Consider the following 11004-nt stretch of genomic DNA (forward strand, 5'->3'; position numbering starts at 1 on the left):
CTTCGCTCCAATTCATTTTGCCTTGATGCAAAACGAAACAAAAAATCAAGGCTGCATCCCTCCGGCGACCCAAAACCGCAGCTCCGGTGGGGCAAAATAATACGGAGTCATCTTTTACCGGATTATCAGCCGTGTACAGCAGCTACCCTATTTTGCCCTACACCTCCGCTTTACGGATTGGGTACCCCGCCTGCGGAATGAGGCCGGTATCGCGATGCGGCGACAGGACTGTGTCTTTTCAGGCTTTAGCTCCGCGTGCGTCAGCCCTTGCGCATTAGTGACGCAGGCGGGGTACCCAATCCGTTGCAGGCGGCGTAGAATCAAACGGGGCGATAGCCCGTTTGTTTGATTCAGACGGCAAAACGGTTTTGGGTCGCCGAGGAGCGGAGCGCTAGCCTTTTGGTTCGTTTTGGGCAATGCCAAAATGAACGTTTAAGCGAAACGAAGTGGAGCTGAAAAGAATTGAACATTAAAATCCAACTACTGATTCGCATTATTACTTACTACTTATCCCAATACGTCAAAGAGCTATCGGCTAACAGCTAAAAGCTATCGGCTAATAATATAGATAAAGTTTTTCGAATAGAGTAAATTTCGTACATTCACCCTAACGCGGAGGAAGCCATGAAGAAACCCCGTTTCTTACCGCATAGATTCAGACTTTTTACTCAATAAAAATTTCTGACAAATCGTCATATTTCATATTTTCTCAAAAAAAATACCACTTTGGCACAGCATTTGAATAACAGATAATGTCGCTGCAAAGCGTAAGAAATGATCAATCAGAATTAAAAATAAATAAATATAACAAACTAAAATGGGAAAAATAATTGGAATTGACTTAGGTACCACAAACTCTTGTGTTGCCGTGTTGGAAGGTAACGAGCCTATCGTTATCGCTAACAACGAAGGAAAAAGAACGACTCCTTCTGTTGTAGCATTTATTGAAGGAAACGAACGTAAAGTAGGAGACCCTGCTAAACGTCAGGCTATCACAAATCCTGAAAAAACAATATACTCCATAAAGAGATTTATGGGTGAAACCTGGGATCAGGTTCAGACAGAAGTTACACGTGTACCTTACAAAGTAGTAAAAGGAGATAACAACACTCCACGTGTAGACATTGACGGACGTCTGTACACTCCACAGGAAATTTCGGCTATGATTCTTCAGAAAATGAAGAAAACAGCAGAAGACTATCTCGGACAGGAAGTTACAGATGCTGTTATCACTGTACCTGCATATTTTAGCGATTCGCAACGTCAGGCCACAAAAGAAGCCGGAGAAATTGCAGGACTTAAAGTACAACGTATTGTTAATGAACCTACAGCCGCAGCCCTTGCTTACGGTCTGGATAAGGCTCATAAAGATATGAAAATCGCCGTATTCGACCTTGGTGGTGGTACATTCGATATTTCTATACTGGAACTGGGTGACGGTGTATTTGAAGTGAAATCTACTAATGGTGATACTCACCTTGGTGGTGATGACTTCGACCAGGTAATCATCAACTGGCTGGCTGAAGAGTTTCAGAAAGAAGAAGGACTCGACCTTCGCAAAGACCCAATGGCTCTTCAACGTCTGAAAGAAGCCGCTGAAAAAGCGAAAATCGAACTTTCGAGCACAACATCTACTGAAATCAACTTACCATATATAATGCCGGTGAATGGTATACCAAAACACTTGGTAAAAACATTGACTCGTGCTAAGTTTGAACAACTGGCCGATACCCTGATACGCAAATGTATCGACCCTTGTCGTCAGTCATTGACTGATGCCGGATATTCTGCATCTGATATTGATGAAGTTATTCTGGTGGGTGGTTCTACACGTATACCTGCCGTACAGGCCGAAGTTGAAAAGTTCTTTGGAAAAACTCCTTCTAAAGGTGTAAATCCAGACGAAGTGGTTGCCGTAGGTGCTGCTATACAAGGAGGTGTACTGACAGGTGAAGTAAAAGACGTACTTTTACTAGACGTTACTCCGCTATCTCTTGGTATAGAAACTATGGGTGGTGTGATGACCAAACTGATTGAGTCGAACACAACAATACCGACCAAGAAGAGTGAAACATTCTCTACAGCAGCAGATAATCAACCGTCAGTACAGATTAATGTATTACAGGGCGAACGTCCGCTGGCCAGAGATAACAAACAAATCGGTGTATTCAATCTGGATGGCATTATGCCTGCCCGTCGTGGCGAACCTCAGATAGAAGTGACATTCGACATTGATGCCAATGGTATTCTGAGTGTATCGGCAAAAGATAAAGCTACAGGTAAGGAACAGTCGATCCGTATCGAAGCCTCATCAGGACTTAGCGATGCTGAAATCCAGAAGATGAAGGATGAAGCTGCTGCGAATGCTGAATCTGATAAGAAAGAAAAGGAAAAGATAGACAAGTTGAATCAGGCAGACTCTATGATTTTCCAAACAGAGAAGCAATTGAACGAACTTGGTGATAAAGTCCCTGCTGACAAGAAAGCCCCTATCGAAGGAGCCCTGAACAAGCTGAGAGATGCTCACAAGGCTCAGGATCTGGCAGGTATAGATACTGCTATGAACGAACTGAATACTTTGTTCCAGAATCTAAGTCAGGAAATGTATAATCAGACTGGTGCAAACCCTGGCCAACAAGCCGGAGGCAATGCCGGAGAGCAACCAAAAAGCGGTGATAACGATGTTACTGATGTAGATTTCGAAGAAGTGAAATAAGCATATACACAGTTTTATATACTACAAAAAAGCTGTCGGATTAAATTCCGGCAGCTTTTTTATTTATGTGATATCTTCTTTGCCGGTTTCATACCTTTAACGAGATGAACTATAGCCAGCATAGGGCTAGAGAATATCATACGTGGACCGGAGTAGCGCATGACTTCCTGCATTCGTAATTTCATATCGGGTTTATAACAATGAACAGGACATTGCTGGCATGTAGGTTTATCTTCACCAAAGGTACAGCGTTCCAACCTGTTCATCGCATACTCATTGAGCTGTGAACAGTCGGCACACAAGATTTTCGATGTACCATGCCTGGCGGCACAGTATATCTTTATCATCTTTGTCACCGTCTTTTTCTCCGTATCATTCATCTTCTACAAAACCTCCGTCAACCATCCTTCTGGGATTTATAAAATAAGCCATTCCCGTCTTCATCCTCTTAAAGTTCAACTTTTTGTAAAAACCTTCTTTTCCGGGAGAGGCATACAATATAAAATTACAACCGGGCGTAACCGACATTAGTCGTGTCACGATCTCCTGTCCTATTCTATGCCCCTGATAAGTCGGGTCTACTGCAATGTCATAAAGAGCAGACTGTCGTACCCCATCGGATATCATACGCCCAAATCCAATAAGCACAGTATCATTAAAAACAAAAATTACAGAATGACTTGCCTCAAAAGAAATCCGGTGCTTATCTACATCTACTGTAGACATGCCAACAATATCCAGTAAATCACGAACCCTTTGCCAGGATATACCCCGGCAATCAGTTTGGTATCTTAAATTCATATATGCAATAGCTAATTATTCAAAATTGAAGATAAGTGAAATCATACGTGATTTTCCGGAAGATATTGCATCCCTGTATTTCAGCATCTCTCTGTCTGTTATATCAGACTTGTCTTTGTCTATCAAATCGGCCAAACCGAATGAGAATCGTAATTCCGGGCACAGTTTAAACAGTGGTAAATAGATATTACATCCCACACCAAACTCTAAGCCGTAATCCATCTTTTTAAAACGTACTGCCTGATCATTTTTAGAGCCGATGTCCAAAGCTGCATAAGCACCGCCCAATACATAAGGACGATAGTTTCCCATACGCGGCGCACTGAATTTCAGATGTAACGGTACTGTAAGATAACTCGCCTTCAACGATGTGGTATATTCTTCGCCGGAAGACTGTTCTCTGAATACGAAGCGTCTTTCGCCCAAATGCATACTGGGAGACAAACGAAGGTTGAAGTATTCATTCAGGTACCTGTCTCCTATCATACCTACACTAAATCCGACAGAGTAAGAGGGTATTTCGGCAAACCATGCTTCTCCGTTTTCCCCCACATAACCTGTATGCGAAAATATCAGATCGGGAGCATTGATACCTATCGAAAAGCCCAGATGGTACATCTTCTGATCTGCAAACGGCTGATTTAATGCCTTACGTGTCTGTGCCTGCGTAGTACCGGCAAAAACAAAAGAGAAGGCTATTAAAATAAATATATATGTTTTCGTTTTCAATTTAGAAACCTTTTTTTATAAAACGTAGATCTACAAACGTTATTATACTAAAAAAACGATATTGATTGTTACTTAGAAAGAGTAAAAATAAGCAAATCGTTAAATAGCACGCCAAACGACCAATAAAAATATAATACACTTTAATACAGTCAATTATACAACAACACAAATTTAAATATAGATAAAAGTGATGATTTATTTATAATATCTAACATTATCTATTTTGGCTGACAAAAAAAACTCTTTATATTTGCTACATCAAAGTTAGTAATAATATTAAAAATCGAAAATCATGGCTTACGTAATTAACGAAGATTGTATTGCTTGCGGTACTTGTATTGATGAGTGTCCGGTAAACGCAATTTCAGAAGGCGACATCTATAAGATCGATCCAGATACTTGCACAGACTGTGGAACTTGTGCTGATGCATGTCCAACTGAAGCAATTCACCCTGCATAATTTTATCAGGAATATAAAATACAGAGGAAGCTAATTTTTAGCTTCCTTTTTTGTTTTCCAAATGTACATTGAAATTAACCGGACAGATCATACTAAATAAAAATAAGCGGGAATGCTTTAACAGTATTCCCGCTTATTTTTATTTAACGCTACAGATTAATATACATGTCCGTCATCTTTAAAATCTTTCACATCGAAACGTTTCTTTTCCAAAGAGTTCCATGCATAGATAATATATGCAAGAACAAACGGAACAAGGATAGAGACAACGCTCATTACTGTCAAAGTGAATTCACTCGATGAAGAATTCTCCAATGTCAGCGAACTCTGAAGATCGGTTGCAGAAGGATAATAAGCTGTGTTATTAAATCCGGTAATAAGAAGCAACGTACATACAGTCAACACTGTGCCTACTCCTGTAAACCAAATACCACTATTATAACCTTTCGTCAACAACGTTTTTCCTATACCAAACAACACAAGAAGAACTCCCACCACAAATACAATACCCACGACAGGCATTTCTACCAGGTTATTAAGATACTTATGCGGTTCCATGAATACTTCTTTTGTCTCAGGATTTACAGCAAATCCATCGGCAATAAATCCCCAGATAACAAATGCTAAGAAAAATATTACAAATGGTACACAGTTATATAATAAGAACTTGCGTGAACGGTCCACCAGTTTTTCGTCCTGAAGCCGATTGATAAAGAACAAACAAGCCTGTGTACGTGCAAGGAAGAATACTGTCAGTCCTAGCAGCCAGTTACGAGGATTGGCCAAAGCTTCCAAGCCATGCCATTCACTTCCCCACCGGCTGATAACAGGGTTTATCACATCGGTCATATTCTCCTTATTCACGGTAAAATCCGAACCAGTAAAGAAAGTAGCCAAAGCCGCACCTACAAGGAACGTACCAAGTAAACCATTAGTAAACAAGAACCAACGATATGTATTACGTCCGAATAAATTACCCGGCTTGGACTGGAATTCGTATGATACAGCCTGCAATACAAAGCAGAACAGGATTGCCATCCACACCCAATACGCACCGCCGAAACTGGTAGAATAGAATAATGGAAAAGAAGCGAACAAAGCCCCGCCAAAAGTTACAAGAGTAGTAAATGTATATTCCCACTTGCGCCCTAAAGCATTAACAAGTATCATGCGCTCTTTTTCGTCTTTAGCCAAAGAGAAGAGCATCGATTGCCCGCCCTGAACAAATAGAAGGAATGCGAAAAGACCTCCGATCAGGCATATGAGGAACCACCAATAATGTTGTAAAAATGAATAATCCATATTTATATCTTTTAGAGATTTCTTGAGGTTAATCTTGAAATCTTGAAATTATTAAATCTTAAAATCTTAATTAGTGAGAGTCCTCCGGACCTTTTTTAATCTGATTGAGCATAATACGGATCTCTGCAATAAGCAAAGCTGTAAACAGAGCCAGGAATAAGAAGAATGATATCATTACCGATTTAACGGAAATGGCCGAAACAGCTGCCTGTAATGGTAATACATCCTGTATAGTCCAAGGCTGACGCCCTATTTCGGCAACCATCCAGCCGGCCTGACCTGCAATGTAGGCCAAAGGAATAGTCCACAGACATGCCCATAGAAGCCATTTCTTGTTTTCAATATCTTTATTCCTATACACAAAGAATGATAGTACGACGAACAATAATACAAACCAGCCACCAAGATAAACCATGATGTGGAACGGCCAGTATACTAATGGTATATTCGGTATCAGCTGATCCGGAGTATCCAGATAACCGTATCCGAAATATGAATAATTAGCCTTCAATGCTTCTTTATATTCATTGGCAGCAGTTTCATTTCCGTCTTTTTTAGCCTTTTTATAATCTGCCAATGCCTGAATCGCCGCTTTTCCTTTGATCTGCTTTTCTGCAAACGAAAGCGCAGTAGAACCATCCGGCTCTTTATATCCGCCTTCGATAATATCTTTTATTCCCGGAACATAGGCGTCTAATTCTCCAAAGCTAAGCCAAGACAAGCCTTTTGGTATGCTTATATTTATTAAATACGGGTCTACCCCGTCATTGTATGACTCTTTTGCCGGATTAGGTATAGCAAAGGCTATGAGTCCCACACCTTCTCCTCCTTCATACAGGCCTTCCATTACGGCCAGTTTCATAGGTTGCTTATCTGCTACCTGCTGAGCCGAACCATGTCCTGTCCATGCTATAAGGAGTGACGATACCAATCCAAATCCTGCTGCAACTCTCATGCTCTGTTTAGCAAATTCTGTATCTCTCTTTTTCAGGAGATACCATGCAGCTATTCCGGCTACGAATACGGCACCGAGTATCCAGCCCGAAAGAACCGTGTGGAAGAATTTGTTGATAGCTACAGGAGACAGAGCTATATTCCAAAAACTGATCATCTCGTTACGGGTAGTATCCGGATTGAATTCCATACCTACGGGATATTGCATCCATGCATTTGCAATAAGTATCCATAAGGCAGAAAGTGTTGCCCCGGTAACTGTCAGCCATGTAGCAGTCAAGTGAGCTTTTTTGCCAACCCGCTTCCATCCGAAGAACATAATAGAAATAAAGGTGGCTTCAAGAAAAAATGCCAACGTGGCCTCAATTGCCAATGGCGCACCAAAAATATCGCCAACAAACCAGCTGTAGTTAGACCAGTTGGTACCAAACTGGAATTCCATGATAATACCTGTAGCAACCCCTATAGCGAAGTTGATACCAAAAATGACCATCCAGAATTTCGCGGTTTTTTTCCACTGCTCGTTACCTGTACGCACATACATTGTCTCCATGATTGCCATTATGACTCCTAGCCCAAGGGTAAGAGGAACAAACAACCAGTGATACATTGCTGTCATAGCAAACTGGGCTCTAGACCAGTCTATTAACGATGTACTTAGTAGTTCCATAAATATTAGTTTTATATTAGTAAATATATGAGGATTTCTATTATTTATTAGTAGAAGTGAAAAACGAAAAGTGAAAAATATTTTTCATGTTTCATTTATCATTCTCCGTTTTTCACTTTGCATTACCGATATCAATATTCTTTATATTCAAGGCCGAATGTATGTGCTACGGCTTTGTAAACAATATCACCTTTCAGAATGTTCAGTCCTTTCCGTAAATCTTTATGTTGGCGGCAGGCCTCTTCCCAGCCTAAGTTAGCAATACTGAGGGCATAAGGGAATGTCGCATTTGTCAGGGCCAGAGTAGAAGTCATAGGTACGGCTCCCGGTATATTTGCAACACAATAATGTACGACATCATCAATAACGAATACAGGGTCGAGATGTGTAGTTGGTTTTGATGTTTCGAAACATCCTCCCTGATCTATTGCCACATCGACTAATACTGTTCCTGCCTGCATGATTTTCAGCATATCTTTCGATATCACCTGCGGAGCTTTATCTCCGGCAATCAAAACCGCTCCAACAATCAGATCAGCGTCTTTACACAACTCTTTAATTGTATGGGCATCCGAGTAGCGGGTAGTCACATTTGCAGGCATAATATCGCTCAGGTAGCGCAAGCGGGGCAGGCTTTTATCCAAGATAGTCACCCTGGCTCCGATTCCTGCTGCTATCTTAGCTGACTGTGCACCTACAATACCACCTCCGATAACAATCACGTGTGCCGGTTTTACTCCCGGTACTCCTCCTAAGAGAACTCCTTTTCCCAAATGCGGTTTTTCGAGAAAACGTGCCCCCTCCTGAATAGCCATACGACCGGCAACCTCACTCATTGGCACAAGCAGAGGCAGAGAACGGTCTGGCAATTCTACTGTTTCATAAGCTATACAGATTGCCTTACTTTTTATCATTGCCTTAGTGAGTTCCAGGCTCGATGCAAAATGAAAATAAGTAAATACAATCTGATTTTCCCTTACCAAGTCATATTCCTCTTTTATCGGCTCTTTTACTTTCACAATCATATCTGCGATAGCATAAACCTCTTCGATGCTGGAAAGAATGGTAGCTCCGGCCTCCGTATAGTCCAAATCGGTAAAACCGCTACTAACCCCGGCTCCGTTTTGTACAAATACTTCATGTCCCTCAATAACAAACTCATATACACCTGCCGGTGTAACTGCTACCCGATTTTCAAAAGCTTTCAGCTCTTTAGGAATTCCGATTTTCATAAGAATCTTTTATTTATTAGTTAAAAATATAACTTTATGCTTCTCCTATTGGTCCTGTTATCGGCGGAAGAAATCCGGCCGAATTATCGGCAGATACGGGTCCGTTTTGGGCTTCGAACCTGTTGATGTTTTCATTTAATGCATATAGCAAACGCTTGGCATGCTCGGGTGTTAATATTATACGTGATTTCACTTTTGCCTTCGGTAGTCCGGGCAAAATACGAACAAAGTCAATAACAAATTCGGATGAAGAATGAGCTATAATAGCCAGATTTGAATATGTACCCTGGGCTACGTCTTCGGGTAGCTCTATCTGTATTTGATTGTCTTGTTCATTTTTGTTTTCCATAACTTTTCTATTATATAAATTCTATTTGATATGCGTCTATTTTTCAATTCAAGATTCAGCTCCGCCGATTTTATCTATCATTCATCAGGTGATTGTTAATTCAATTCAGAATTTTGTATGTCTTTTATAAAAATTATCTATTGTAAACTATATAGAATATCCTTTCCTCCAGCCCTTCTTACAAAGGAACAGAAATATCGCATAAAATCAAAGGAAAGCCTATATATTTTATAACACAAATACACATATTTTAAAGCTTTCAGGATACCTTAAGTTCATCCTCTTCACTTACATTATTATCAGGTAAATCTATCGGCATCAGTACCGCTTTCTTCTTTTTCTTCTTGCTCAGGACTATTATCTGGGAAATAGTGCCGATCAGCCCCAGCCCGAGCATTACAAAACGCATGGTACCATAATCAAATACGACAAATGCTGTGAAAAAAATCATACACCACATGATCCCGATAGAAACGGTTAACCCTTTCCAGCTAAATCCATCGTTAACGCGGCGAATATATTTACCCGTCAGCTTATGGTCCATTAATTTCTGATGCAGGCGCGGTGAACTTTTGGCAAATAAGACACCCGTAAGAAGAACAAAAGGAGTTGTAGGCAGACCCGGTGTAACTATACCCAACAAACCAAGGCCGAGAGATATAAACCCTAATATTATATATACATATCTCATTTATTGTGTGTGCTTATTTTTTTGAAATCGTTTCCACAACAAAGAAATAAAAAAAGAATGAGATTTAATAATTCTATGACAAGTTTAATCTGTTAAATGTTTTCTATATCGCAGCACTTGATATATCTACATTCTGTACCAAAGTAGAATTTTAATCGTGTAAGATCAAATCTTTTTTATCTATATATTACTTGTGAAAAAGAGTTCTTTGAAATAATGAGCAGCCTCCTCAATCCCCCAAGGGGACTTACAGAGAGGAAAAAAGTGACAGATAAAAAATAGTGGAAAATGTGTCTAGTAGTCAAGTTTTGCACATAAGCTATTGACTGACAACTATCAGCTAATAGCTAAAAAGGTGTTACTTTTGTTACTTTTTTGCTCCTTAGCGTCTTTGCTGAGTTTTTTAACCACGAAGTAAAAGGAGTAACACGGAGTTTTTTTTGTTAACGGATACAAAAATGACAAGATAAGAACGATGAAAAAGCTGTCAGATGTGTCAGGTTTTAACCAAATATAGTTAATAAATGTAAATAAACTCAATAACTAAAATCCTCGATTTCGGGTTTACCCTAAAAACTGTTACATCTGTTACTTTTTAACTATTAATGGGAATCAGTGGTCAAAGTAACTATTGTAGTATAAAATTGTTCAATTCTTTTCAGCTCCACTTCGTTGCGCTTAAACGTTCATTTTGGCATTGCCCAAAACGAACCAAAAGGCTAGCGCTTCATTCCTCGGCGACCCAAAACCGTTTCGTCGGCTGAATCAAACAAACGGGCTATCGCCCCGTTTGATTCTACGCCGCCTGCAACGGATTGGGTACCCCGCCTGCGTCACTAATGCGCAAGGGCTGACGCACGCGGGGCTAAAGCATGAAAAGACACAGTTCTGTCGCCGCATCGCGGTAACGGCCTCGGCCCTCAGGCGGGGTACCCAATCCGTAAAGCGGAGGTGTAGGGCAAAATAGGGTAGCTGCTGTACACGGCTGATAATCCGGTAAAAGATGACTCCGTATTATTTTGCCCCACCGCAGCTGCGGTTTTGGGTCGCCGGAGGGATGCAGCCTTGATTTTTTGTTTCGTTTTGCATCAAGGCAAAAT

The 11004-nt window shown here is 40.5% G+C and carries 12 protein-coding genes; 3 read left to right on the top strand and 9 right to left on the bottom strand.

From position 1 onward, the window contains the following. Together HMPREF9455_RS21645 and dnaK are read left to right on the top strand one after the other, a co-directional pair. Nucleotides 1-201: hypothetical protein (locus HMPREF9455_RS21645; RefSeq protein WP_221408044.1), on the top strand; the 201-nt coding region annotated here is incomplete at its 5' end. Nucleotides 202-817: 616 nt separating this feature from the next. Continuing rightward, the gene (gene dnaK / locus HMPREF9455_RS09965; protein ID WP_006799556.1) at nucleotides 818-2716 is read left to right on the top strand and encodes a molecular chaperone DnaK; all 1899 of its coding nucleotides are present in this window, start codon (nucleotides 818-820) and stop codon (nucleotides 2714-2716) included. 59 nt (nucleotides 2717-2775) lie between these two features. Here dnaK and HMPREF9455_RS09970 read toward each other — a convergent pair whose 3' ends face one another. From HMPREF9455_RS09970 to porT, 3 genes are read right to left on the bottom strand one after another with little or no spacing between them, the layout of a single operon-like run. Continuing rightward, on the bottom strand, nucleotides 2776-3096 hold the full coding sequence (locus HMPREF9455_RS09970; RefSeq protein ID WP_044215893.1) for a nitrous oxide-stimulated promoter family protein: 321 nt from the start codon (nucleotides 3094-3096) through the stop codon (nucleotides 2776-2778). After that, complete coding sequence (locus HMPREF9455_RS09975; RefSeq protein ID WP_006799558.1) at nucleotides 3089-3517, bottom strand: GNAT family N-acetyltransferase; 429 nt, start codon at nucleotides 3515-3517, stop codon at nucleotides 3089-3091. Before HMPREF9455_RS09975 ends, HMPREF9455_RS09970 begins: the two co-directional genes overlap by 8 nt. A 15-nt stretch (nucleotides 3518-3532) precedes the next feature. Further along, nucleotides 3533-4246: a type IX secretion/gliding motility protein PorT/SprT gene (gene porT / locus HMPREF9455_RS09980; RefSeq protein WP_006799559.1), complete on the bottom strand. Its 714-nt coding sequence runs from the start codon at nucleotides 4244-4246 to the stop codon at nucleotides 3533-3535. A 292-nt stretch (nucleotides 4247-4538) separates the two neighbouring features. On the opposite strand from porT, the gene HMPREF9455_RS21055 reads away from it, so the two are divergent. Next, nucleotides 4539-4706, top strand: a complete 168-nt coding sequence (locus HMPREF9455_RS21055; RefSeq protein ID WP_006799560.1) for a DUF362 domain-containing protein — start codon at nucleotides 4539-4541, stop codon at nucleotides 4704-4706. Nucleotides 4707-4862: 156 nt separating this feature from the next. Here HMPREF9455_RS21055 and cydB read toward each other — a convergent pair whose 3' ends face one another. The 6 genes from cydB to HMPREF9455_RS21650 form a co-directional block, all read right to left on the bottom strand. Beyond that, entirely contained in the window at nucleotides 4863-6008 is a 1146-nt protein-coding gene (cydB, locus tag HMPREF9455_RS09985; protein WP_006799561.1) for a cytochrome d ubiquinol oxidase subunit II, read from the bottom strand. 70 nt (nucleotides 6009-6078) lie between these two features. Beyond that, nucleotides 6079-7632 (bottom strand): cytochrome ubiquinol oxidase subunit I, encoded by a 1554-nt coding sequence (locus tag HMPREF9455_RS09990; protein WP_006799562.1) that lies wholly within the window; start codon nucleotides 7630-7632, stop codon nucleotides 6079-6081. A gap of 131 nt (nucleotides 7633-7763) precedes the next feature. Continuing rightward, complete coding sequence (gene ald / locus HMPREF9455_RS09995) at nucleotides 7764-8864, bottom strand: alanine dehydrogenase (protein WP_006799563.1); 1101 nt, start codon at nucleotides 8862-8864, stop codon at nucleotides 7764-7766. A 34-nt stretch (nucleotides 8865-8898) separates the two neighbouring features. Further along, on the bottom strand, nucleotides 8899-9213 hold the full coding sequence (locus HMPREF9455_RS10000; RefSeq protein WP_006799564.1) for a DUF3467 domain-containing protein: 315 nt from the start codon (nucleotides 9211-9213) through the stop codon (nucleotides 8899-8901). Between the two features lie 259 nt (nucleotides 9214-9472). Continuing rightward, a complete protein-coding gene (locus HMPREF9455_RS10005; RefSeq protein WP_006799565.1) occupies nucleotides 9473-9904 on the bottom strand; it encodes a YbaN family protein in 432 nt (143 codons plus the stop codon). An 865-nt stretch (nucleotides 9905-10769) separates the two neighbouring features. Further along, a partial coding sequence (locus tag HMPREF9455_RS21650) for a hypothetical protein (protein WP_221408045.1) occupies nucleotides 10770-11004 on the bottom strand: 235 nt, incomplete at its 5' end.

The organism is Dysgonomonas gadei ATCC BAA-286, from assembly GCF_000213555.1.
In the GTDB taxonomy this organism is placed as follows: domain Bacteria; phylum Bacteroidota; class Bacteroidia; order Bacteroidales; family Dysgonomonadaceae; genus Dysgonomonas; species Dysgonomonas gadei.